At 67.0% G+C, this 25,338-nt stretch carries 13 protein-coding genes; 2 read left to right on the top strand and 11 right to left on the bottom strand.

Annotated features, from left to right (window positions below; all coding sequences use genetic code 11):
• Window positions 1–509: 509 nt before the first annotated feature.
• From ACFYXS_RS39420 to tpg, 4 genes are all read right to left on the bottom strand, one after another.
• The gene (locus ACFYXS_RS39420) at window positions 510–1,541 is read right to left on the bottom strand and encodes a hypothetical protein (protein WP_389256630.1); all 1,032 of its coding nucleotides are present in this window, start codon (window positions 1,539–1,541) and stop codon (window positions 510–512) included.
• Window positions 1,542–1,665: 124 nt separating this feature from the next.
• A complete protein-coding gene (locus ACFYXS_RS39415; RefSeq protein WP_389256629.1) occupies window positions 1,666–4,092 on the bottom strand; it encodes a Helicase associated domain protein in 2,427 nt (808 codons plus the stop codon).
• 167 nt (window positions 4,093–4,259) lie between these two features.
• Complete coding sequence (locus ACFYXS_RS39410; protein WP_389256628.1) at window positions 4,260–5,213, bottom strand: hypothetical protein; 954 nt, start codon at window positions 5,211–5,213, stop codon at window positions 4,260–4,262.
• A gap of 60 nt (window positions 5,214–5,273) precedes the next feature.
• Window positions 5,274–5,828, bottom strand: coding sequence for a telomere-protecting terminal protein Tpg (tpg, locus tag ACFYXS_RS39405; RefSeq protein ID WP_389256627.1), 555 nt, complete (start codon window positions 5,826–5,828; stop codon window positions 5,274–5,276).
• Between the two features lie 700 nt (window positions 5,829–6,528).
• On the opposite strand from tpg, the gene ACFYXS_RS39400 reads away from it, so the two are divergent.
• Window positions 6,529–8,211, top strand: a complete 1,683-nt coding sequence (locus tag ACFYXS_RS39400; RefSeq protein ID WP_389256626.1) for a hypothetical protein — start codon at window positions 6,529–6,531, stop codon at window positions 8,209–8,211.
• Window positions 8,212–8,464: 253 nt separating this feature from the next.
• Here ACFYXS_RS39400 and ACFYXS_RS39395 read toward each other — a convergent pair whose 3' ends face one another.
• From ACFYXS_RS39395 to ACFYXS_RS39370, 6 genes are all read right to left on the bottom strand, one after another.
• Window positions 8,465–8,668 (bottom strand): hypothetical protein, encoded by a 204-nt coding sequence (locus tag ACFYXS_RS39395; protein WP_389256625.1) that lies wholly within the window; start codon window positions 8,666–8,668, stop codon window positions 8,465–8,467.
• A 556-nt stretch (window positions 8,669–9,224) separates the two neighbouring features.
• Window positions 9,225–9,503, bottom strand: a complete 279-nt coding sequence (locus tag ACFYXS_RS39390; protein ID WP_389256624.1) for a hypothetical protein — start codon at window positions 9,501–9,503, stop codon at window positions 9,225–9,227.
• A 19-nt stretch (window positions 9,504–9,522) separates the two neighbouring features.
• Window positions 9,523–9,687, bottom strand: coding sequence for a hypothetical protein (locus ACFYXS_RS39385; RefSeq protein ID WP_384299329.1), 165 nt, complete (start codon window positions 9,685–9,687; stop codon window positions 9,523–9,525).
• Between the two features lie 743 nt (window positions 9,688–10,430).
• Window positions 10,431–11,819, bottom strand: a complete 1,389-nt coding sequence (locus ACFYXS_RS39380) for a hypothetical protein (RefSeq protein ID WP_389256623.1) — start codon at window positions 11,817–11,819, stop codon at window positions 10,431–10,433.
• A 768-nt stretch (window positions 11,820–12,587) separates the two neighbouring features.
• On the bottom strand, window positions 12,588–13,040 hold the full coding sequence (locus tag ACFYXS_RS39375) for an SUKH-3 domain-containing protein (protein ID WP_389256622.1): 453 nt from the start codon (window positions 13,038–13,040) through the stop codon (window positions 12,588–12,590).
• Window positions 13,037–19,936 carry a polymorphic toxin-type HINT domain-containing protein gene (locus tag ACFYXS_RS39370; protein WP_389256621.1) on the bottom strand — a complete coding sequence of 2,300 codons (6,900 nt, stop codon included), beginning with the start codon at window positions 19,934–19,936 and terminating at the stop codon, window positions 13,037–13,039. Before ACFYXS_RS39370 ends, ACFYXS_RS39375 begins: the two co-directional genes overlap by 4 nt.
• A 448-nt stretch (window positions 19,937–20,384) precedes the next feature.
• On the opposite strand from ACFYXS_RS39370, the gene ACFYXS_RS39365 reads away from it, so the two are divergent.
• Entirely contained in the window at window positions 20,385–23,630 is a 3,246-nt protein-coding gene (locus ACFYXS_RS39365; RefSeq protein WP_389256620.1) for a hypothetical protein, read from the top strand.
• An 811-nt stretch (window positions 23,631–24,441) separates the two neighbouring features.
• Here ACFYXS_RS39365 and ACFYXS_RS39360 read toward each other — a convergent pair.
• Window positions 24,442–25,338: IS256 family transposase (locus ACFYXS_RS39360; protein ID WP_389256619.1), on the bottom strand; the 897-nt coding region annotated here is incomplete at its 5' end.

Below are 25,338 nucleotides of genomic sequence, written 5' to 3'. Positions count from 1 at the left end.
CCCGCGGAGCGGGTAGCACATCGCTGCGCGATGTGCAAGTGAAACCACCTCGCTTCGCTCGGTGGTGACGGACCGCTTCGCGGTCCGTGTACTCGCGGACTTCGTCCGCGAGTTGGGCCCCGCTCTGCGGGGCTTGCCTCACCCTGTTCGGCCGGCTCTTCGAGCCGTGGTGGGCTTCGCTTCGCTCCAGCCCACCTAAGGTCAGGGTCGCTTCGCTCTCCTGACTGGCCTTCGGCTCCGCCTGTGGCCTTGTGGCCCGCTGCCGCGGACCAAGCTGGCTACTGGGAGCAGGCGGTGGCGGGTGCGTCTGTTTCCCCGATGAGGCTATGACTCACTTGACGACTCATCAGCACGGGGTGCTCCCGATATTTCACTCGCGAGTACGAGTGCTTCCTTCGTCTAAAAGTTTCTGGGAATCCGAGTCTTCCCCTCCTCCCTGCAGAGGGAGGTCCCTGCCCCGATCCCGAGGCAATGCCAGCTGCTTCTTGATTTGGGGTCTTGCAGTCCCTTCACCCACCGTCGTAGATCTTGCGCAGCCACGGCTGCCGGACCGCGGGGAGTCGCGCAAGTGTGTGGCGGAAGAGCGTCGAGTCGGGCCGGAACATCCCCCATGGGTACATCGGCAGTGGATCGTCACGCAGAACGCCGTCAGGCAGTCGGCCCGCCGCGGGCACGGGCAATCCTTCGTTGGGGAAGGCCAGGTGCATCCACACTTCGGCCGCCAACGGCACAACCCTCGCACTACCGGGCGGCTGCCACGCGTCGCCCGTCCATGGATGCTGCGGAACCATCAAGATGTCGGGGGTGAGCTCCGGACCGGGCAGGCCGGGGCCGGTCAATGCCACCGTCTTCACCGGTGGGCCCTGCGGGAGCAGCGCGTCGAGCGCGCGGCGGAACGTGTCCGCGACAGGGCCGTCAGGGACGGCCACGGGGGCGCCGTCCGAGGCCACTACCAGGTGGGCCAGTGCCACGCCGGCTGCTGCCGTCCATCGTGGGCTCCAGCCGCCGCAGGGGTCGATCGGCGGAATGCCCGGCACCTCGGCCGCCAGCGCCTGCCAGTTCACTGTGCGCGGCGCCGGGTCTTGGTCTGGGATGGAGCGTACGGCGCGCGGCGCGAACCGTACTTCCTGCCACAGTGAGCAGTCGTCGATGCGGGTCGCCACGGGCTGCCCGCACTGCTCACAGGCAAGGTTCGGGCCGTCCCTTCCGTCCAGTCCGAAGCAGCAGCCATCGCATCGCTCCGGGATCAGAACGGTGCCGCGGGTGTCCCCGGGGGCAACGACGATCTCCCCCGGGTCTCCGTAAGACAGCGCGGACACCGGCGCGAACACCCCTCGGGCCGCTGCTTCTTCCTCACCGATGTCGGTCCAGCATCGCCATGGCGGCCCGGTCGGTTCCGGGTCGACGGCGTACGTGCCCTGCTCCATGAGCGCCGGCAGGAAACCGTGTCCCAGTCTCAGGCGGCCATGCGCGGGAAACGCGACCTGCGACAGCGGGGCACTCAGCACAGCGTCGCACTCGGCGCACACGAACACCGTCACGCACCCTCCCCCACCACGGCGCCCAGCGGAGTATCCCTGCTCCGTGGTCACCGGCCAACCGGTTTTTCCGCCGCCACGATGACCAGCCGGACACCGCCTCGTGGGTGGGCGACATGCCCGGCGGTCAGGCGAGCTGGGCTGTGGGGGTGGTGTCGTCGGTCCAGTCACCGTCGAACAGCGAGGCGATCAACCCGACTTGGTCGGCGGGGAGCTGGCCGGTGCGGTGCTTGGTGCGCGTCTTGGCGAGCCAGGGTCCGATCTTGACGGTGTCGCCGTCGACGCGGATCTCTTCGCGGGCGGTGGGAGGCCGTCCTTCCCGGGCGATGAACAGCTCCAGGAGCTGAACGGTCTGGGCGAAGGTCCGGCGAGGCTTGGAGGGCGCCTTGAGGGGGTTGGTGGCGGGTGTCAGGTTGAGGTCGGTCAGGAGCTGCTGCTGGCCGGGGTCGAGGGTGGTGAAGGTGGTGAGCTGGCGGTGGAGCCAGCGGCCGATCTTGACCGTGCCGATGACGGTGTCGAGGTGGAGGTCGCCGGGGTTGTGGCCGGCGGCGAGGTGGGCGCGGAGCAGGTGGTATTTGCGGTGCCAGTCGGGGCCGTGGGGCAGGCGCCAGTGGGGGTCCATGGCGTCGAGTTCGGCGGCGCGGGCCGGGTCGAGTCGGCCGTTGGCGGCCAGCGAGCGCTGCTCGGCAAGGAAGGATCCGCCGGGGGCGGTGACGGGGATGGCCAGGTGTCCGTGCGCGGCGTGGTAGTCGGCGGCGGCGGTGAGCTGGGCGCGCCAGGCGGCGTCGTGCTTGTCCCAGATCATGCCGAGGGCGTCGAGTTCTGCGATCCAGTCGGCGTCGAGGTCGGGGGTGAGGCGGCCGGTGCGGCGGGCGTCGCGCATGCCGGTGATGAAGGCGCCCAGGGCGTAGCCGGCGGCGTCGGTGTAGTCGGCGGGGACGTCGAGGTGGCCGTGGTCGTCGTGGAAGAACTGGGCGGAGGCGAGGCCTTCGCGGCGGGGGCGGGATTGCTGGGAGCGGGGGTCGAAAGAGATCAGGTCCATGGCGCGGGCGATGCGTTCGGGCTGGACGGTGAAGTCGAAGTGCCAGCGGTGTTGGATCAAGGCGCTGATCTCGCGGGGGAGGCGGTTCGCCTTGTCCGGGAGGCGCTCGGCGATGCGGTGGTCGTGGCTGGCCAAGGCGGTGGCGATGGCCCAGACCGGCTCGTAGGCGGTGCCAAGGATGTCGGTCGGGTTGGCCGCAGGGGGGACGTAGGCGGGGATGATCAGGCTGGCAACTTTGCCGGCGCCGGCGGGCTGGCGCAGGGCGCGGCCGAGGGCCTGGACGACGCGGATGACGCTGCGGGAGACATCCGCGAAGGCGACCGCGTCGATGCTTCGGATGTCGACGCCCTCGGCAATGATCTTGGCATTCGTCATGATCGCGCAGGGGGCGTCGGCGAAGCGGGCGAAGATCTCTGCGCGTTCGGCGGGGGTGTGGTCGCCGTGGACGTAGAAGGTCTGGGGGTCGATGTCGGGGCAGAGTTCGGGAGCGGTGGCGCGGAGGCGGCGCAGGGTGTGGCCGAGCTCGCGCGTGAACCTCTTCGCGTCGGCGACGAGCTGGAAATACACCAAAATTCGCTTCAGGCCGTGTTCGGCCATGCTTTTGAGGATGGCCAGGTGCAGTGCGGTGGTGCGCTCGGCGTGTTCGAGCTCGGCGTCGGGGCCGGTGGCGGGCAGGTTCAGGCGCGCGCGGAGGTCGTCTCCAGTGACGGTGGGCACGATGATCCGGTAGTCCGCGAGGACGCCGTCAGCCACGCCCTGTGCGAGAGGATATTCCCAGATTGTCCGGCCGTAGACGGCAGTATTGTCCATGGAATTCGCCGACGCATCCACATCCGGCTCCGCGGACCGGCGGCGGCGCGGGCGGCGGATGTCCGCGGACTCCGCCAGATCCGGACCGCCGAAGATGCGCGGGGTGGCGGTCATGTAGAGGCGGCGGTCCGCGCGGATGCGGGCCCGATCGTTGATGATCGCCCACTTCTTGTCCGCGCGGCCGGAAATGCGGTGGGCCTCGTCCATGACCGCCAGGTCGAACGCGGGCACGTTCCCGGTGCGCTGCGCGGCTTCGATCTTGTCCAGGGAGTCGTAGGTGCAGAACACGGTCGCGGCATCGAGGACGCCGGTACCGACCGCGGAGAGCACGGCGGCCAGGCCGGCGGCGTCGCCGGTGGAGCCGACGTTCGCCTCGGCCAGGCCCTTGTGGGCGCGGGTGTCCATCGAGCACACCGCGACCATGGCCTCGGTTCGGCCGTCCTGGCGCCAGGCCAGCGCGGTCTGCGCGATCAAGTCCAGCGTCGGCGCCACCACCAGGGTCAGCGTCGACCCGAGCGTGCCGGCCAGCCGGATCCCGACCAGGGTCTTGCCGGTCCCGCACGCCGAGACGTACAGCCCACTGGTGCCCGGGCGGCGCAGATGCCGCACCGTACGGTCCAGGCCGGCTTGTTGATCCGGGCGCAGCACGATCGGCCCGAGGATGGGGTCGGGGGCCGTGGGGGTGGGGCTGGTGGTGCTCACACAAGGCATTCTCCCGGCTGCCGCGGGTGGAACAGTCGGGAAGGGCTGGATACGCCACCGGAACGGCTGAGACATGCTCCGCGGGCTTTTGGCCTGCCGGTGAGCGGGATGTCCCTAGCGCCAAGATCGCTAGAGGGGATCCGGCCCTGCCGCGGCTCTCGTCCGCTCTACCGCTTCAGTTCCAGGTCGAAAAACTTGAGCAGCGAGGTCACCAGCATCAGCGCGTAGATGGCGTTGACGCGGGAGTACTGGGCGCGTGATACGCCGTGGGCACTGGGGTGTCGGCCGAAGGCGCGCGGGATCGGCTCACCGTCTTTGGGGAAGTACCGGGCGTACGCGCACCATACCGGGGCGAGGGTGAAGGCGAACCGGATCGTGTGGTCGTTCAGGTCGAACTTGATGCCCTTGGTCTTGAGCTCGTTCTTGGTGATCTTGAGTCGGGCGGGTGTGTCGAAGTACCGGTGTGTCAGGGAGTCGAGCAGGTTGGCGGCCAGCGCCTGTGCCGCGGTGATGTGGCCTTCGCGCAGCGCTCGTGTGACGTCTAGCGCGAAGCCGCGGGGGTCTTGCAGGTCGGGATGGTCGAGACCGTTCAGGACCGTGGCGCAGTCGTGGGTGATGCCCTTCCAACGCTGGCTGATGACGCGACGGCGAAGGGCAGGGGTCGGGGCGTCCAGCAGAGCGCGGACGACTTGAGGTCCCGGCACCCACATGAGCGGGATGCCCTCGTCGACCAAGAGCAGTTGCAGGACCTCGAGCGAGGGCTGGGCTTCGCGCAGGTTCTCTGGGTAGATCCGGTCGCGCAGATCGCCGATCGAGGCGAACAGGCGTTTCCACTGATCCGTGTACTGCGTGGTGATCGGCTCGAATGCCTCGCGGATCCGGGTGGTCAAGCCGTCGGTCAGTTGCCGACCCAACGTCTCGGCGGCCTGGAGCGAGCGCGGCGCTGGCACCTCGATCTTCATCTGGGGGAGCGACACCGTGGCTGCCTGGGTCAGCCGCTTGCCGAGGTCTACTGCCCAGGTGTTGTAGTAGTCGGTCAGCGGCTTGAACGCCTGCGTGTACACCCGCGTCGGGGCGACCGGCTCCTGCGGGATCTCCCCTGTCCCTTCACCCTCTGCCATGGGGCCATGATCCCATCTGACTGTGTCAGCGATTGCCTAGATCGTCGGGGACGGCGGGCTCTACAGCTCGAAGTCGAGGTAGTCGATGTCGGTGAACTCCACTTGGAGGCCTGCGGCGCGGCGGCCGCGGTCGCGGAAGTAGATCTCCTGCAGGCCTTCGGCTGCGATCGTGCGCAGCTGCTGCTCGCCGGCACCTGCGTCCTGGGCGTCGAACAGACGGGCCGCATAGGCGGGTGGGAGGGTCTGGGTGATCAGGCGCAGGCGGGCATCGTCGGTGGAGCCGAGGGCAGCGGTGAAGCCGAAGCGGGCCCGGGTGTCGATGACGATCCCGCCGGTGGTGGCCGCGGCCTGCCGGGCGCGGGCGCGGACCTGCGGCTGCCAGCGCTGCTTCACCTCGCATTCCAGGCGGCCCGCAAGATCCGGACGGGGCTGCTTGAGCTGGCCCCTGACGTAGCGCTCCACCGTGCGCTGCGAGATGCCGAGTGCCTCGGCGGCGGCGCGGGTGCCCTTGAGGGCTTTGACCAGGTACCGCATCCGGGCGGGGGCGGACTTCGGGATCGGGCGGGTGAATGCGCCCTGCACAGCCTTGTCGAGGCTGTCCTGGAGCATTCCCATCGGCCGGTCCCTTCCTCACCGCACGGCGTCGATCATCTGCGCGGGCACAGGTGGGCCGCTCTGGACGAGCGGCTGTCGTAGGCCGCCAGGCCCCCGAAGCATGCCGGGGGCCTGACCTGGCATGGACGGGTTATCCGAATGGCATCCATGCCGTAGCTCTACGAGCTGGTGCAGACACTAGCGGTGCCGACCGGGCGGGCTGGCCGCAGGGGCTGAACTGTCGCTCACATTCCGGGGCGGCGGCCGGTGGTCTGCGGCCTGTGAGCGTGGTTGCTGCGTTCGGGCCTGCCCCGGCGCGCCGGCCGGGGCGCCCGGTTCGGGTGCGCGCGAAGTGTCCTCCACGCGGGCGGGCAAAGCGACCATGGCGTTGGCCATGGTCCGGGCGAGAGGGAGCGGGTTGCGGATGCTTCCACTCAGCCCTCAGCAAGGGTGGGCGCGACCGGGGAAGGCCGCGAGCAACTCGGTGAACTGCCCGTCGCACCACGAAGGGACCCACGCCCCGGAGCGCACAGGAAAACGGCGTCGAAAACCGTGCATTGGCGTCGTGCTGCCTCGCGATCGTGGCAGTGGCGGTCGGGGGGGCGTTGTCCGAGGGGTGCTGTAACTTCGGGCCGAGTCGCACTTCATTGCTCTGCCGCCGGGCCTGCGTGGGAGAAGCGCCCGGTGTCGACGGGCGGTGCGGTGAGGGGAGGACGAGGGCGTGGCCATCGAGTGGGACCACATCGGGCAGCCGCTGTTCGACCGGGTGGTGGAGGCGCTGGTGCACCGCCTGTACGACCAGACCGCGCGGGTGCGTGCGGTTAACGGGCGTGGCGGGGACGGCGGGATTGACATCGAGGTCGTCAGCGGTGGGCGGCTGCGGATCTTCCAGCTGAAGTACTACCCGGACGGGTTTCCCTCGTCGTCGTTCAAGGGTCGGCAGGCCTCGATCAAGAGGTCGTTCGCCCGGGCGATGGCGCACGATCCGTACGAGTGGGTGCTGGTGGTGCCGTGCACGCTGGGCCCGAACGAGCGGGCATTCGTCGACGGGCTGGCGGCCGGGCGCGGCGTGCGGGTCCGGGTGATGGACCGGGCCGAGCTGGATGACCGGCTGGCCACGCACCCGGGCCTGGTGGACTTCTTCACCCGGGACCAGCTGCTGGAGAAGGCGAAGGTCTTCAACCAGGAGAAGGCCGTGCTGCTGGGCGGGGAGCGGGACCTTGCCGAGCGGGTCGCCGCGTTGGGGACGGTGGTCGATGCCCTGGACGACAACTGGACGGTGGACTTCTCCCGTGTCGAGGGCATGGTGGTGCACACTCTGCGGGCCAAGCATCCGCGTGCCCACGAGGTCAGTCCCGTGACGGTGGAGCTGAAGGGCAGGCCCGGCGGGATGGGCGCGGACCTGTCCGCCGCGCTGTCCAGGACGCTCGGTTTCGGGCTCGCCGAACAGGTCGTGCTGCCCGCCGAGGCGATCGCGTCGCTGACCGTCACCGGGCCGCAGTGGCTGGCCAAGACCCTGACCGACGTGCAGGTGACCTGGCGGCCCGCCGGGCCGCTGCCCGGGGCCGGTGCTCCGGCGGAGCTGGTCTTCAGCGACGAGGCCGGTGCCACCGTGGCGTCGTTCACGGGGCGGCTGAACGGCCTGGGGCGCGGCAGTATGGGCCGCTCGATCGATGTCGACCTGCACGGTTGCCGCCTGAAGCTGCTGCTCCCCCACGACCGGGACCGCCCCGCGAAGCTGAACTTCTCCTTCGACCTGGCCGGGGCCACGCCCGCTCAGGCGCTCAAGCGGCTGGGGCTGCGGCACCGGCTGATGTCCGGCGGCACCTTCGCCCTGACCGTCGACGGCAAGGACGCCGGCGGCGGCCAGCTGCCCGCACAAGGCGCCGCCGAGCGCGACGAGCTGGAGCAGCTACGGCTGTATGCGCAGGACCTGGAGGTCCTGCAACGCCACTGCGAGCAGGAATTCCCTCTACCCGACGACATCACCAGCTCCGAACGGATCGCGCTGCGCGCGGCCCGACTGGTCGTCGAGGGGCACTGCGTCATCGCCCCGTTCGCCTGGTCCCTGACCTTCACCCTGAACGGCGACGACCACGCTGTCCTGCGCGCCGTCCTGGGTGGGGAGCCGCAGTCATTGCTGCTCACCCAGTCGGAGTTCGCGCTGTCTCTGGCCGGGCGCACCCTGCGCCTGGGCACCGTGCTGGCCTTCCACACGCAGGTCGTCGCCGATGACGGTCCCGCCGCCCTGGCCGCCCTGGACGCGGGTCAGGCCGAAGGGCACCGCGTGAGGATGCGCCCCGTCGACGGGCAGCGCTTCCGCTTCTGTCTGGACACTGTCGATCCGCACCGGCGCCTGGTGCCCACCCCGCTCGGGCTGCCCGGCTACCCCGAACCGCACTGAACCGGCGACGGGTCGCCCCCGGGGCCCGGACACGCCGCAAGCCCCTACCGCCTGTAGGGAATCAGACCAAAGCTCCGGCCCGCCGGGCGGGAAGCGCCGCTGCTGCGGTCAAGGGACCAGAACGCCCATGCCAGCACGGTGTGTTCATCGCCCGGGCGGCTGCCACACTGGTTCTGGGTCGTGTACCCCGGGTGGCTGCCTGGGCCACCCCTTCGGGAGACACGCTGCCCGCCCTCTGCCCAGGAGCAGCACGCTACTTCAGGAGAATCGTGATCTGACCGCCCGCCTGGATCTGCTCCGCGAACTGGGTCAACTCCGGGTCGGTGACGTTCCCGCCGCCCGTGCGATCGCTCCACACGCGCTGGATCTCCGGCTTGATCTCCTCTAGCGGCCTGCCCTGGTACTGCTCGGACAGAGCGCCCAGCGAGCTGGTCAGGTCGGACACGAACCTCTGCATGCCCTCATTGATCTCGGCATCCACGGCATTCTGATCGATCTCGAAACCTGCCGTCGGAACCTCCCACGCACAGGGACCACCCAGCGGGTGTGAGCCCCTGCGGCCCACGGCAGTCCGAACTGCCCCCACGCTACCGGCGGCCAAGGACACCGGAGGCGGACCCGGCAACGAGAGCAACCGGGTTCGCCAAAGATGCCTCAGCGTGCAGCAGACCGACCCACACACCGTGCCCGAGGACAGGCGGATCCGGGATAGAGAAGTCTCCTCGGCACCCACACGCGCAACCACCCATCCTCCCGGCCCCGAGCAGCTTCCGCGCCTTCGCCAGGAACAGATTCACCGGAACCGGACCGAGCGCGTCCTTCAGCTCCCGGCGGTGCCCCGAACACGGCGACACCGCCGGGCAGAGCCCCGCCACAGAGGTAATCCCAGGAAGCTCCACCGGATCCGGCGGTCGGTGTTGTATCTCAGACCGAGCGTGATCGCTCAGTAGACCTCGCTAAACGCTAGAAGGTTCTCCGCCCCGACCAGACGCCCGGCGCCCGGTGTGCGACCCTCACCGTTCGCGCCGCCTGCTGCGGACCGGCTCCACGAGCCCAGCCGCTTCGACGAGCGCTCTGAGCGCCGAGGTGACCACTGATGCCGCGAAGAAGTCGCCGACCATGTAGTGAAGATCACGGAACGCCACCGAGCCGACCGCGCCCAGCGCACCACAGTAGAGCGCGGCCCAGAAACCTCGCCATCGGCGCATGGGGTAGACGACCAGTGGCAGGAGGGGCCAGACGTAGGCCACGGCCCCGAGTGCCGCCGCCAGTGCGACGACTATGACGGTCACGACTCTTCGGCCTTTCGGTTCACAGGACGCCGGTTCCCACGAGGATCCAGCCCGCGGCGAGCGCGGCGGGGAGGAATATGAGGCCGCTCGCGAAGACAAGCCCCATTTTCCACGAGGTCCGATCGGCGATCTTCACGCACAGCAACGTCACAGGCGTCAGGTACAGGAACAACGGGACGAACACGAAAAGGAATCCTGCCCCCATGACACACCTCTCTGGCTTCCTTATAGTCTCTGTGTTCTTTCAACGGAAACCGGGTGTCGGGCCCTGGGCCCAACACCCGGTAATTCAATCATTCGCGTCTACGGCGTCAGGTTGGTCTGGAACTCTGTCCCGGGGTCGTCGCGGTGGAAGACCTTCGAGGGCCGGTTTCCGGGACCGTCGCCGAAGAGCGGGACGGGATGGACCACGTCCCACGGGCTGCCGACGCTGCCCCGGCCGGAGGCGTCGCAACCGCCGAACGCCGGAGCAGATCCGAGGAACGCTAAGGGTAGGCCCGTCGGCCAGCTTCGGCGGAGCTGACCGAGCTGGGGCGGATGTTCGCCGGCGAACGCGCGCCAACCGGACCGGCCCGCCGGGGCGCAAGGCCGCCGCTCGTCCCCGTCGCCGCGGTACTCGTCGTCTGCCGGATCACCGCACTCCAGCGCACCCGCGCAACGACTTTCTTGTCCGACATCACGTGATCGCCAGGACAAGCCCCAGTCAGCCCGCCGACAACGGTGAAACCGGCACCTCGGCAGGTGCGGATCTGTGCTGCCGCCAGCGTACGAGCCGCTCCCCTATTGCCTTGTGATGAGCTGTACTTGGATCCCCGGGCGCGGACCGCCGTCACCGTCTGCTTCCCGCAAAGCGGGAGGGGCCGGCCGGACCGGCCGGGGGCTTCCGACGGCCGCCTGGGGCACCGTCTGGAGGCGGCCCGCGACGGCTCAGGTGTGCTTGCCGGGGGAACGCTGGAGCAGGTGCCGGAAGAAGTCGGTGACGACCAGGCGGGCGCGGTCGCGGTCGCAAAGTTCGTCATGGCCGAACCGGAACACCTCGTAGCCCCGAAACTTCAGGTCGCGGTCGCTGGCCATGGTCGCGGCGTACTTCGCGGGGTCGGGCACGGCTCCCCTGTCGCGGGTGTAGTGCTGGCTACCGTCGACCTCCAGCACTACGCGCCTGCTGCCCGGCAGGAGCATGAGGAAGTCCATGCGCAGGTTCTGCAGGGCGTTGTGGCCGCGTTCGCGGACGGTCTTGGGGCCCCAGTGCATCCAGATCTCTGGCAGGAGCGCCGGTACGTTGTCCAGTTGGTCCTGGTAGAGGTGGTGGTAGAGCCAGAACAGGTTACGCTGGCCTGCGGACTTCGGCGGCAGGGACTCTTTCATCCGCTCGTACAGAGCCCGGCCTGCCTGCTGCGGGTCGGTGATCCCGCGGATGGACTGCCACCAGGACAGCAGCTCGCGCCACAGCAGCCCGTCGGTGCCGACGGGCCGGTCGTAGACCATGATCTTGTCAGCGGCTTCGGCGATCTCGATGTCGTTGTCGAGCGCGCTGGTGAAGCGGATGTCCGGCTTTCCCAGAGTGCCGAAGATCAGGTTCCGCGGCCTGCGGGCGGTCCCGCGCCCGGGCTGCACCAGATGGAACACCGGATAGCCGTCGGCCTCCCCGTCCTGGCGCAGAAGCGCGCCCACCGGCTGCAGGTGCCCGTTGGCCAGGTCCACGAAGCGGCGCTGTGCCTGCTCGTCGGGCAGGACCGCGGACGAGGCCAGTCCCTCAAGGAAACGCCCGAAGCGCGGGTGCGGGGCCTCGAACGCGCCGAGGCGCTCGAAGAGCTCCTCGGCGCTCCAGTCATCCCCGAATCTGATGACGTGACGCGCAATCTCCTCGCGCAGGCCCGCCGCGGGGGTGCCCCACTGCCTCAGCCCGTCGTCCCCGAGGTCCCACAACCGGCCCAGCAGCGCCAGGAAGCGGTCCGGGTAATCCCGATAGTCGGACAGGTCGAGGTCTTTCGCCAGCTCGCGCCGAGTGCGACCGGGGACCTCGACGTAGTGCCGTCCGAGCCACACCACGTCCTGCAGAACGTGGCGGTCGGCCGTGCGAAGCGTCTCGCTGTCCAGTACGGCCTCGGCGACCCGGGGCAGGCGGCCGTCCGGGCAGGCCTGCAGGCTGGCCGTCAGCCGGGCGTGCTTGGTCGGGCCGTCGTTGGGAGGCAGCGGGGGCAGGTGGAGGCGTTCGCACAGCTCCGGCAGGTCCTGGTGCCGGTAACTCTGGTACAGGGTGCCCAGGACGCCCTCGAGCAAGCTCCGCAACCGCGCCAGATCCATCTGCTCAGCCATCACACGATGATGAGCCAGACCCGGCCCGGGTTCCAGACCGAGTCACCGCCCCCTGCGGCGGGGACGTCTGGCGACTTCCACCCAGGCGCAGCGGGGGTGTGATGCCGGTGGGGTCCGCTGCGCGGTCCGGGACAGCCGATAGTCCCAAGTGCTGTCCCGGGTAGTGGGAGCCGCCCGTCGCTGGCCGTCTCATCGGGCCTGAGGCCTCTGGTCACCTATCGGCAGCCCATCACCGCGCCGCGCACCGACGACAAAAACCTGCCACGGTGCGTGCCCAAGCGGGATCTGAGGTGAGTGAATGCATGAGGGTTGACGGGCTCTACTGATGTGTCCCTTGCCGCGCCTGCAAACAAATTGAACCTGGGTAGCCCTCCCCAGTACTCCGCGCTTCAGAGATCAGCGACCGCGCGGCACTTGAACCTGCTTCCAACCGTCGATAGACCGGGTGATGAAAAATGCCCGATATACTTCGCGGGTCCATACAGTGGCGCCCTCCCCGTGCTCGATAAGCTCTTCGAACGCCTCATCCTCCGAGTCGTAGGTGTATGTCCGTCCTTTAGCGTCCCGAACCATCCACTCTCTATCCGGAAGTCCCGCAAGCCCCATAGTCACGGCAGTTTCTCCTTTGTCGATACCTATTGGCAGGGATGTTTGCGACGAAGGAACAGGAACTCTACCCCTTCGTCGCACCCGGATTTTAGGCTATCCATTTAGATGGCCGTCAGACCGAAAATCCATAACGCGAACCGAGAGCGACATGCGCACGCGTCAGAAGAACGTCTTGTCCCATTCGCCGGAAATTAGGGCCCGCATGGATTGAGCGAATCCATTGCCGACATACTGCATTCCCGCATCTCCGGCGAGAAATACATCTCCGTCGTTCGCAATCAGCACCATTTCTTCGGTGTCAAACGCAGAGCCAACGGGAACCAGGGGGCGCTGCACTTTCCGGGAGTCAATTCGAACGTTTCCCGGGTAGAAGGAGAGGGCTTCTTCGACACCAATTGTAACCCCCACCTCCATTCCGTTATACATCCATGAAACGGAAAGCTCTCGATATTCCGAGAGAAACTCGCGCAGTTGCGGCCCAACGACGTATCCCGACGCCTCGTAGAGCCTTGCCACGTAATCGACGGAGGCTTCACCAACGTCTACACGAGTTGCACCGGGGAACATTTCGCGCAACAGCTCTCGTCGAGAATTTCCAGCAAATTTGCTCATCCTGTCAACACCTCTCCGACCGCACCCGGAACCCACACCCGACAGTTGGGGCACATCTTGAATTTATCTCCCCTCGGGTTGAGTGTGATGATGTCTAGATTTTCCAATGCAGCTCCATCGTTCAAGGCATTGGTGCACATACGTGCCTCCGCGCAGACGCCCGGGGGTCGATTATCAACGTGCTGCGATTGCGCGGGCAGTCGTGAGGTCACATCAGGATGATGCCCGGTGTCAGGGCCGCTCTCACCATAGTATGTTTTCCCGGTGGTTCGATCGCGACCCACGCTGAACGCGCCCGGAAGACGATCACCCTCAGAAAGGCCGGACTTCACTTCACCGATCCGAGCTCTGCCGAGCTGGGTGAGCTCCGTCTTGAGACACGTATTGTGAACGAGTACTGGTGTGTAGCCTGCCAGGACATAGTACGTGTGAAGGTCGGCGACCGTCAGGTTGTACATGTAGGCCGAGCCTGGCCGAACGTGTACGGCGACGAGGACTACGTGGCGGTTCTGATCCGTGTTGAGTTCGTGGCCGGCCTTGAGTTTGCCAGCGGGGATCCAGGCGTGCTTCGTTTCGTCCCAGAACGGGTGCTCTGACGTGGTGTGCAGGGTTGCGTTCTTGCCGTCCTGACCGCGGATGGTCAGGTCGATGAGATCGTTGTCGTGGTGGCTGAAGGCTGCGGTGACGGTGTGGGGGCCGTCGTGCTTGCCCGTTTCTGGGTCGCCGGCCTCTACGTGATCTCCGGGTTTGACATCCTTGATGTGCTTGGTCTTGCCGTGTTCGAGTAGAACCAGCGTGCCCTGATCAAAACTGCACGGGCCGCGGCCGCCGCTCAAGGAAAGGAGGCCGGTGGATCCGCCTAGCATCCCCGAAATGATGGCGGTACGGAGGGACGCTTTGCGTATTCTGCAGAGCCAGTCGCCCTGTTCGCACGGGAGCGCGTCGTCAATCCAATCGTGGGTTGTTGTTTCCACGGACACGCTTTGCACTACATCTTCGTCCTTGCTGACGGCCACGGTACATGCGCTCCCGACCATGTACCCGTAGTTGGAACAGTTTGTAGTGTCGTTGCCGCTGCTGGTGTTTCCGTGGCTGTCATTGGTGGCGGTCCCGCCACTGTCCGGGACCACACCGGATGAGTCGGCTGTGCCATCAGGCTTCGCGGCGTTGCAGTAGATCTTTATATCGCTGCACTTGTCACCCGCGTGCCCGCACGTTAGGCCGCCGCATGGGTCCAATCCCGTGGGATCAGATTGTGTTACCGGCGAATTATTGGCGTAGGCGTAGCCGTTGAGAGATTGCTGTTCGCCCGTGTTGAGGATGGGGTCGATGCTGATGAAGCGGCCGATGGTGGGGTCGTAGTCGCGGGCGCCGATGTGGGTGTAGCCGGTGGTGGTGTCGATGTCTCCGCCGACGAAGCCCTTCTGGCCGGGCCAGGAGGTGGGTGTGGTGCCGCGGGGGGAGCCGTAGGGCAGTGTTTTGCGGCGGTCGACCGCGAGGGTGGCGGCGCTCACGGACAGGGTGTTGGTGCCGTGGGGGTCTGCTATCAGGAAGCGGACCTTAGCGTCGCTGCTGGTGCGGATGGCGGAGCCGCCGGGGACGGTGTAATAGCGGGTGCCAGCCAGGGTGCCGGCGGTTTTGGTGAGGACGAGTTCCTGGCCGCCGGGCAGGTAGAGCGTGGTGGTGGTGGGTTCTCGCTTGAGGATGCGGGTGCCGTCGGCGTCGTAGAGGAATTTGGTGGTGTCGCCGGAGATGGTGGAGGTGGCAAGTTTGCCTTCTTCGTTCCAGGTGAGGTCCTGGACGGCTCCGGTGGCTGGTGTGTTCTTGGTGAGGTTGCCGGTGTCGTCGTACTGGTAGCTGTCCGAGCCAGTAGCGCCGCCGGTAGCGGTCACAGTGGTTACCGCGTGGGCTTGGGCCGCACCGGAGGCGGTGGGGTAGCTGTACGTGCGGGTGGTGTCGGCGGTGACAGGGCCGGCCTTGTGCTGGATTTCGGTGGCTCGGCCGCCGGTGTTGGTGAAGGTCCAGCTTGTCCAGTACGGGTCGACAGTGCCCAGGGCAGGGGTGCCAGATCCGTTTACTGGTTTGGTGGCGCAGGCGTCCGCGGTGGTCCAGGCTTCCGCCAGGCGTTGGGCCCAGTCGTAGGCGAAGCACTGGTCGTCGGCGATGGTGCCGTCGTTCTGGTCGTCGCGGATCCGGGTGACGTTGCCGACCGTGTCGTAGGTGTACTTGATATTTGACAGGGTCTGCGGGTTGGAAGCCTCGCGGTCGACGATCGATGTGCTGAGTCGGCGGGTGACAGTGTCGTAGCCGAGAGTCTGGGTGATGCGAGTTCCGACGTTGCCGAGTTCTGCCTGGGCGAGTTCACCGAATGGGGTGTAGCTGGCGCCGCGTAGGTAAGCCTGGGACGACATGCCGTCGACGATGGCGAGCTGGTCCTGGGCGCCGTAGTGGTTGGTGACCTTCTCGGCGGGCAGGGCGGTCGTGGCGTTGGTGTTGCCGGTGCTGTAGGTGGCGGTGGCGGGCATGCCGTTGACGGGGGTGACGGTAGTAGCCACCGTGTAGGTGCCAGCCAGTTTCTCCTCGCCGGTCACCGATGGCACCGTCACCGTGGTGCCGGTGGCTTGCCCTGCCGTGTCGTAGCCGGCTACTTCGGTCTTGTAGGCGGCAGCGGGGGTGACGGATGTGTCGTAGCGCGTCGCTGAAGCGGGCAGACCCAGACCGTTGGGTGCCGTGTCGTATGCCCATTCGGCGAGCTTGGTGCCGGTCACCGAGTCGACGCGCAGGCTGGTTTTACGGCCGAGGTCGTCGTACGTGGTGGCCAGAGTGCTCTCGCCTGGTTTACCCACGGCGCTGGTGACGGTGGCGACGCGGCCGTCGGTGTCGTAGGTGGTCCTGGACTCGCCCTTGTCGGGGTCGGTGGTAGCGGTCTGCCGCCCGCGCAGGTCGTAGGTGTAGGTCCAGGAGTTGTGGCCTGACGCGTCGGTGACCGCGGACAGCCGGCCAGCGCGGTCGTAGGCGTAGGTCGTCTTCTCGTACTGGCTTGCGGCCGCTCCGGGAACGGGGTTGCGGTCCTTGTAGTCCCGCAGTTCGGTGGTGCGTCCCCGGACGTCTGTGATCACCATTGTGGCGGTGCCGCCGATCTCGGCGGTACCGACGCGCGGCGGAATCGTTGCAGTCCACGTGTCGCCGTAGGTGGTGGTGGTGCGCCACTTCTCCACGTTCAGGGACAGTGTCACTGCGGCGGTGGGGCGGCCCCGGCCGTCGTACTCCGTGAGGTTCGAGACGGGGATCTGGTTGGGGGTGACGGTCAGCAGCGTGGTGGAGACGGCCTGGTTGTTGTAGAACGGCGCGTTGGTCTGAAAGGCGCGGCCGAGGGTGTCGTAAAAGGTGTCGGTGACGGTGCGGCCGGTGACGCCGATGGCATCGGCCTGGGTCTGGCGTTGCCGCAGAAGCGAGTCGTAGATCTCTACCGAAGTGCCCCAGGTGCCGTCCTCGTACAGCGTCTTCGTCGTTACCGTGGACGGTGCGCTGGCCGAGACGTTATAAGCGAAGGTGGCGTTGGGGTCTGTGGTGGTGGCCCGCCCAGCACTCCAGGCCTTACTAAGACGGCCGAGGCTGTCGTATTCGCTGGTGGCGGTGTTGTTGTTGGGATCGGTGGTCTGCAGGATTAGGCCACGCAGTCCGTCGAACTTGGTGATGCTGGACTGTGTTTCCGCGTTGGTGACGGTGACCGTAGTCGGCTGGGCGCCCGTGAGAGGGGAGTACGAGGTGGTTGTGGGCTCGAGGTCCTGGCCCTTGGTGACGGTCACACGCCCGTACTGGTCCGTGGTGGTCTGATTGGTGGTGTCCCACACCACCTGGTCATTGGCATCGATCTTGGATGCCTGTTCGGTCTTTGTGGTGTTCGTCGTCTGGCGCGGCTTGGGCGCGGCACCGATCGCCTGACCGTCGTAGCTCGTGCGAGCCACGCTGGTGATCGCAGAATGGGCGTAGCCCCCGTTGCAGGTGGCCAGGGCCACGGTGGCTGTTTGCTTGGGGTAGCTGATCAGCCAGTTCGTGGTGTCGGGGGTGACGTAATCAGTGCTCGTGCACGTCGGTCCCACGCCATTGGCGGCGTCGCCGCTGTCGCCCTCGGCGACGAGCAGACCGTAGGTGGTGTCGAACTTGCGGCTGGTGGTCAAAGTGCGCCAGCTGCCGTCGTCCAGCAGAGTGCCCGCAGCTTCGGTTTCCGTGCCCGAGTGTCGGGCAACGAGGTCGGGCAGAGTGGGGCCGGGGGTCGTGGGCTTGTCCGGGTCGGTGACCCCGGTGATGTTCTGGGTGGCAGTGGCGCCGGACACCCAGGGTGTGAAGGTCGTCTTGGCGACGACCTTGCCGCCGGTTCCGTCCTTGTCGTAGGTGCGGGCCTCGGCGGCCCGGCCAGCGAAGTCGTCCCGGTTGGTGACGCCGTTGATGAGCGATTGAGGCCGGGTACTGCCGTCGGCGAGGGTGTCGCCTGCCATTCCCGTGTAGTACAGCGTCTCGGTCTTGGTGCGGTTCGTGGCGCCGGTCAGCGTGCGCACGGTGCCGTAGCCGCGGAACACGTTCCATGTGCGGTGCTTGTCGACGGTGAACTCGGAGACGTCTCGTCGCCAGTTCGGGCCGTTGCTGTACTCGTAGGTGGTCGTCTTTGATGCGGAGCCGGTGCCGGCGGTGGTGTCGTCTTCGATGACCTGGGTCACGAGGTACTTGTGGAACCAGTCCTTGACAGGGTCGACCGCCCCGTCCGGCGTCCACCATGACGGATAGCAACGCCTCGTGTTCTGATCCGCGGAGGACGGCAGGCTTGTGGGGGTGCAATCGGTGGGGCTGTAGGTGACCAGGGTCTGGCCGCCGGTTTCGTTGGTGACCTGCGTGATCCGGTACTTGTTCAGCGGAGGGCGGCCCTCAGCCGAGTCCACGCGGTTCGGCATCGGGGTTCCGCCGAAGGTGGTCTTCGGCAGGGTGATATCCGTCAGTGTTCCGGCCTTGCCGGTGTGCTGAATTGAGTCCAGCCACAGCGCGGGCTTGGACACATCCCCTGTGAGTGGGAAGGTCTGCGTCAGGGTCCAGGTGTCGACCGGCTGCAAGGTGGAGCCCTGCAGGGCGAACGTGTTGATACTGGTCAGCCGCATACGGGTCCAGAACGTCGGAGAACCCTGCAAGCATGCGGTGCTGCTGGCGGTGCAGTTCAGGTCCACCGGCACGTCCGGCCAACTGGTGGCATGTGCTTCGTCGAAGGTGCCGCAGTTGGACAGACACCGCTCGTCGACACCGAACGTGACCCGGCCTGCCGGGTTGGTCGTGGAGAAGATCGCGTCAGCGCGGAGCCCATAGTCGATCCGGGTCAGGTAGCTGCCGCGGGTGTAAGACTGCGGGGTGTCGGTCTTGCCGTTCTGGGCGTAGTAGCCGGCTTCCTTGGTGTAGTAAAGAGCCATGGCGTTGTTGTGCGGGTCCACGACGTAGTCCAGGTTCCATCGCCAGCCCTGCTGCTGGGCGGAGGAAGCGAAGTCCGAGCCGTGCCCGGGCTCGCCGGTGTGGTTGCCGTAGACCGCCACTCTTGCAAGCGAGTTCGTCTCCTCCTTGCCGCTGGTCCAGCCAGGGAGGCGGTTCTTCCCGAACCAGTACTGCGTCCCGTCGAGCGCGGTCAGCTTCCAGTACTCGAAGTCGGCGTCACCGTTGACGTCGTTCGGAGAAGTACCGAACACCTGCTCGATGCGGGAGCCGTCGTCATCAGCGAGCTTCCAGGTGCTCTTGCTCGCATCCCACACCAGGGGCGTGCTCCGGCCGTTGAGCGACAAGGTGGCGTTCTTGGACTTCCAGCACAGGTCACCGACCTTGGCCGTGTTGTTGCCGCCCTGCTTGTCGTTCTCGCAGCTTGCGTAGGAGCGCTCGATGTAGCCCGGCGAGTACTCCCAGCCCTCGCCGATCCATGACGTCTGGTTGTTCGTTGACGACGTCCGCCCGTCCACCGCGGAGGAGTTGTACGACAGCGCAACCTTTGGCTGAAGACCCCCAGGCACTGGCGGCACCGACATGGGCACGTTCCAGCCGAAGCCACCGGAGTTCCCGCCAGCTGACCACGCCCCGGCCGGCGACAGCGACGTCGCCTTGAACGACCCCTCTCCACCGCTTGCTGCCGCAGTCGCAGCAAGCACCACCGTGCCACTCGCGACGCTGCTACGCGAGGTGGCAGACGACGATCCACTATCGCCGTGGGCCGGGAACGCCACGGTCGCGGTCAGCGTGTGCGCGGCGGTGTCGTTCGTGGTCGCCAGCGGCACGCCCTTGGCGCACTTGGCGCTGCCGGGCGAGGTCAGCGCACAGGCAGGCAGCTGGACCAGGCGCAGCCTGGAGGACCAGCCGGCGCCGAAGGCCGACTCGATGGCCGAGTAGTCCACCTGGACGTCGGCCGCGCTGACCGCACTGGCAGCGCCTGCAGTCGGCCGGACCGTGAGGAGCAAGCCCTGGATCCCTGCCCGTTGCGTGGTCGCGCGGTCGGCGAGGGTGATGTGGACGCGGCCGGGGCCGACGAGTGCAGCGTGCTTCTTCGCCTTCGCTCCCTTGGGGCGGGAAATCGGCAGCCCGACGCGAACCGGCAAAGATCCCGCTTGCACCCGCTGGGGACGGGCCGTCTTGTGTGCCGTCCCTCCGACGCCAGCGGGCAGAACGACGTCCGCTGTGCCGGCCGCGGGCCAGGTGGTCCTGCCCGGCGGTTGCCAGTCTCGTTCGGAAGGCGAGTGTTTCACCTGACGGTGCGTGGTGAGGTCCTTGCCCGGCACCGACGCGGCCTTGGGCACCGACCGCAGGCTGAATCCATCGCTGGGCTGTGCCCAGGCGGGAGCCGCAAGCAGCGAGAAGCTCAGGGCTGCGGAGAGCACCCCGACCAAGGTGGCGCGGTTACGACGCAGACGCACCCTCAGACGAGCCGAAAACGGCGTGGCAAAGCCACGGCGGAGCCCCATGAAAAACCCACCCCTCAACCAGCACTACGTGAAGAACCCGCAAAGCCAATCCCATCCTTGGCCATTACACAAGAGGCGAGGGCGGGCACCACATGATCCGGGTGAATTTTTCCGCCGCCTCAAAACCCAGGCGAAACGGACCTTCTGGATCAAGCCTCTGACCAGGCCAGATGGCCAAACTGTGGGACGAAGTCCTTCTAATCGGGCACCCGTGAAACAAGTCTCTGGGCCGCAAATTGTTCCGTCCATACAACCGAGTTGGCCCGCCGCCGCCGTTCGCCGCGAGTGAAGACTTGGGAAAGGCGGCTTCGGTGAATACTCTGCGGCTCTCACGCGCTAGGCGCGCACCTCAGGAAGGCTCCTCATGAAACAACCGCATCCGGCGGGCCGCGGAAGACGACGCTCCGCGGCGATTTTTCTCGCCCTGGCGCTGCCATTGACGGCAGTCACCACCTTGGTCCTGCCCAAGGCGCCTGCGGCGGCCGAAGACAGCCCCGCCGCCAGCACGGCCCTCCCCGAAGCCGAGTCCTACGCCGTCGCCGCAAGGACCGGGGAGAAGGTCGAGATCCTGGACCGGCGGGAGGAGTCTGCGGAGATCTACGCCAACCCCGACGGCACCACCTCCCGCCGCCAGTACTCCACCCCGGTTTGGTCACGGTACGAAGGCGTGTGGCGGAAAGCGGACCCCACCATCGTCCGGCACGACGACGGCACCCTCGGACCGGCCTCTGCGGTCTTCGGCATCGCCTTCTCCGACGGTGGCACCAGCCCGCTGGCAACCTTGACCAAGGACAGCAAGGAGCTGTCGCTGTCGTGGCCGACCGCACTGCCGCAGCCTGTCCTGGACGGCAACACCGCCCTGTACAAGTCGGTTCTGCCGGACGTGGACCTGCAGGTCGTAGCAGAGGTCGACGGCTTCGCCGAGCACCTGATCGTCCACACGCCGCAGGCGGCGGCAAACCCCGCGGTACGCAGCATCAAACTCGGCGTCACCACCACTGGTGTCACACTCGCCGATGATGCCAGCGACAACCTGACCGCCACTGACGCGGACAGCAACGTCGTCTTCAGCGCCCCGCGTCCCAAGATGTGGGAGGAGCCCGCCGCCAACGACGAGCAGCCCGCTGCTGCCAAGGGTGCACGGTCGACGGCGGTGGTCGACGAAGATCAGCCCCAGTCCGCCCCGGTGGGTGCCGACGTCGACGGCAATACGCTGACGTTGACGCCCGACCCCACGCTGCTGGCCACTGCCGACCAGTTCCCGCTGGTAGTAGACCCGGTGTTCACCGGTGGGACACGTGAGAAGTGGGCCGTGGTGTATTCGGACACCCCCGGGGATGCGTACCCCAACGGGTCCGGCTGGCACTCCGGCACACCCAGCGACGAGCCCCGAGTCGGCTTCAACGACACCGGCACCACACGGTCATTCTTCGCGATGAACACCGACGGCCTGGCCGGCGCGGACATCCTCGACGCGACCTTCGCCGTAGTGGAGACCCACTCCTGGGGCTGCGACCCGTCCGTCGCCGGACCGACCGAGCTGTGGTCCACCGGCAGCATCAGCACCACCCCCACCTGGAACAGCCAGCCGAACTGGACCACAAAGCTCGACTCCGACTCCTACGCCCACGGCAATCCCACCTTCTGCCCGGGCAATCAGGGCCATGACTACCATTCGACCGCGTTGACGAACTACGTCCAACAGGCCGCCGACAATGGCTTGGGCACCGTGACCTTCGGCATGCGCGCCCCCAGCAGCTACGAGAACGATCACAACAGCTTCAAGCGGTTCACCAACAACCCCGCCCTGGAGATCACCTACAACTACAAGCCCACCGTCAACGACCACGACGCCTACGAGGGCTCCTGGAGCCCCGGCGGGTCCGGCAACAAGCCGGTGCCCTGCGGTGATGTGATCGGGAACAGCGGTATCGCCCTGACGGCCAGGCTCACCGACAAGGACGGAGGAAAGATCACCGGCGAATTCTCCGTGACCACCTCCGCCGGCACCCAGGTCTCCTTCGACAACACCGACACCGTCGCCACCGGTCAAACGGCCTCAGTCACAGTCCCGAACTCCAAGCTGCCCAACGGCACCTACAGCTGGAAGGTCCGCGCCACCGACGAGGAAGACACCAACAGCTCCTACACCGCGCCCTGCAGCTTCACCGTCGACCGGATCGGCCCCGCCAACGCCGTCCAGGTGACCAACACCGACGGCACCCAGGCCGACGAGGCAACCGACAAGTACCAGGCCCGCACCTCCGTTGCCCTGAACTTCTACAATTCAGCCAACGACCTCGCAGGATTTTGCTGGAGCATGGATCAGTACCTATCCGCTTCCAGCACCCGCTGCGCCATAGGCACCTGGGTGAACGTCGGTGCCGACCGTCACACGGCCAGCGTCAACGTGATCCCCAGCGGCTCGCCGGTCAGCACCTTGCACGTGGTCGCCTACGACACCGCCGGCAACCACTCTCCTCTAGACAAGGTCTCCGACGCGGTCAACCTCAGCACGACCAAGTCCGATTTTGTCTACGCCCCTGGCACGAGCCCCGGTTCCCCTTCCGGTGCGGCACGCGTCGACCTGCCCAGCGACCTCAACGGTGACGGCTACCCGGACTTTGTCGCCACAGACAACGCCGCGAAGCTGCGCATGTATGCCGGCAACGGCACCGGCAAGCATGCACTTGCCAAGACGGTGGGCACCAGCGGATGGACCGGCGCACTCATCGCACACCGCGGTGACTTGGTCAACTTCACCAGCCCCACCAAAGCGCCCGACGGCTATGAAGACTTCGTGGTACGCCTCGCCAACAACAAACTCTACGTCTACGGCGGTGACGGCCAGGGCAGCCCGATCTTCGACACCCGCCAAGAACTGATCCACCCCACCGTGGACGACGCCGCCGACTGGAGCCGCATCCGGCAGATCATCACGCCCGGCGACATCGACAAGAACACGACGGACGGACACGCGGGAGGCAACGACCTCATCACCATCGAGTGCGTCGACACCTCCACGACCTGCTCCAACGCTGCCCTGTGGCTCTACACCGGCAACACCAGCGGCGGAGCCCAGAATCAGACCAATCCGTTCGACCTGGTCAACCGGATCAAACTCGGCACCAGCGGATGGAAGGACTACACCAACCTCGCCGTCGGAGATCAGACCGGTGACGGCATCCAGGACCTCGTCGCCCGCAACCCCAGCACCGGCGAGCTCTACCTCTACCCCGGCCAGATCACCAACGGAGCCTTCTCCCTGGGCGCCCGCAGCCTGTACGGAGCCAGCGGCTGGCAAAATCGCCCCCACCTGACCTCCCCCGGCAATGCTCAGGGGACAGTCGTGACAGCCACGGACGCCGGCACTGGCACTACCTACCGGCAGTGGCAGCCCACACCTAGCGAAGCCTACGGAGACACGTGGGCCACCACGCCCGCCGACCCTGACTACACCGTCAACTACGTTGACGACGCCGGCGCGGCCCAGTCGACCACCTGTCCCACCGGCTGTCTCCTGTTCTACCCCGGCGGACCCACCGCCCACAGAAATCCCCACCTGGTTGGGGCCAGCGGATGGGACACCACCATCACCGGAATCTTCTAACGCCCCTGAGGCGCGGTAGCGCCACGTCTGCGACCTTGTCGACCCACAGACACGTAGCCACACAAGTGGGGTGGCTCTCGCTCCGATCGAGAGCCACCCCAACATGCGACCTCGCGGACGACCCCTGCCAAGCGTTCACTGGGCTCCAGACGCTCCTGGCAGGGACATGCCGGGCAATGCCCCAGCGCCACCATCCGCTAACCTCTGCTGGCCGCTGACGCATGTTCACAAGGACGTTGCCTCAGCGGCGCTCTTCCGACACCATCACCTCAGAGACCTCCGTAGCCTGACGCTGCCGACAGCGGATGAGGCGCTCTCGGCCGCGCTGGAGCGACTGAGCACCGCTGGCCGGCGGATGAGTACTTGGAGTGCAGAAGCAGCGAACCTGGCCAACTCTGTCTACGACACAGGCCCCAATCCAGAGAACGCGCGACGCTCCATCATCGAGGCTGGCCAGCTCACTCGCCTCCGAGTGGAGGCTGCAGCCCAGCTGGACGAACCCGCATACATCTTCCGCACCCGAGTCGGCTGGCAGACCGCCGCAATGCGAGGGCGCACGGGCGTGCGCTCGACGCGGTCACCCTCCCCGCGGCGCTGCAGGAGGCACGTGGTGACCTGGAGCTCCTGCTGGAACATTCCCGGTTCCTCGCCGACCTGCCTCTTGTACACGTGACGTCCGTGTCGTGGGATGCCTACCAAGCCGAGGCCTCGATCATGGTCCGGAGCCTGATGGGCGACCATCCCGTCGTACCCACCTCGACGATGAAGCATCGGGTCTGTCCAACGAACGGTGTAACTCGGGTTGTGTGGGTTATCGGCGGCCGAGGGAGAGTCGGCCGTCGAAGGCGATGTCGAAGGCCTGCAGGGCTGGCTTCCATCGCATGGTCCAGCGTTTGCGGCCCTGACCGGTGGGGTCCAGGCTCATGACGGCCATGTAGACGCACTTCAGGGCGGCGGCCTCGTTCGGGAAGTGCCCGCGGGCCCGGACGGCCTTGCGTATGCGCGCATTCACGCTCTCGATCGCGTTGGTCGTGCAGACGACGCGGCGGATCTCAGTGTCGAACTGCAGGAACGGCACGAACTCGGCCCAGGAGTTCTCCCAAAGGCGCACGATCGCCGGATACTTGGCGCCCCACTCCTCCTGGAAGTCCAGAAAGCGGTCCTCGGCGGCCTTCGCAGTCGGCGCGGTGTAGATCGGCTTGAGAGCGCGGGAGATCTTGTCCCAGTCCTGGCGGCCCGCGTAGCGGAACGACGCCCGGATCAGGTGAACGACGCAGGTCTGGGTGACCGCCTGCGGCCAGACCGTGCCGATAGCGTCAGGCAGGCCCTTGAGCCCATCGCAGACGACCATGCACACGTCCTCTACACCCCGGTTGCGGATCTCGGTCAGCACCTGCAGCCAGTACTTGGCGCCCTCGCCGCCGTCGCCGGCCCACAGACCGAGGATGTCGCGGGTGCCGTCCACGGTCACCGCCAAGGCGACGTAGATCGGCCGGTTGGCGACTTGCCCGTCGCGGACCTTCACATGCACACAGTCGATGAAGATCACTGGATAGACCGGGTCCAGGGGCCGGTTCTGCCACTCGGCCATCCCGTCCATGACCTTGTCGGTGAGGTTGCGTCCTTGGAAGTGGTGTAGCGGGGTGGACCTGATCCGGGGGTTTGCTCCGGCGTACGGGTTGGTGCCCGCATAGACAAACGGCCACCG

Source organism: Streptomyces sp. NPDC002574 (genome assembly GCF_042889545.1).
Classification (GTDB): Bacteria; Actinomycetota; Actinomycetes; order Streptomycetales; family Streptomycetaceae; genus Actinacidiphila.
The sequence above is the reverse complement of the archived record's forward strand: the minus strand, read 5'-3'. Positions and strand labels throughout refer to the sequence as shown.

Bases quoted from the DNA above. Each gene is read 5' to 3' on its own strand.
- ACFYXS_RS39375 (WP_389256622.1), bottom strand. From the start codon at position 13,040: ATGAGCAAATTTGCTGGAAATTCTCGACGAGAGCTGTTGCGCGAAATG.
- ACFYXS_RS39365 (WP_389256620.1), top strand. From the start codon at position 20,385: ATGAAACAACCGCATCCGGCGGGCCGCGGAAGACGACGCTCCGCGGCG.
- ACFYXS_RS39380 (WP_389256623.1), bottom strand. From the start codon at position 11,819: ATGGCTGAGCAGATGGATCTGGCGCGGTTGCGGAGCTTGCTCGAGGGC.
- ACFYXS_RS39410 (WP_389256628.1), bottom strand. From the start codon at position 5,213: ATGGCAGAGGGTGAAGGGACAGGGGAGATCCCGCAGGAGCCGGTCGCC.
- tpg (WP_389256627.1), bottom strand. From the start codon at position 5,828: ATGGGAATGCTCCAGGACAGCCTCGACAAGGCTGTGCAGGGCGCATTC.
- ACFYXS_RS39395 (WP_389256625.1), bottom strand. From the start codon at position 8,668: ATGCAGAGGTTCGTGTCCGACCTGACCAGCTCGCTGGGCGCTCTGTCC.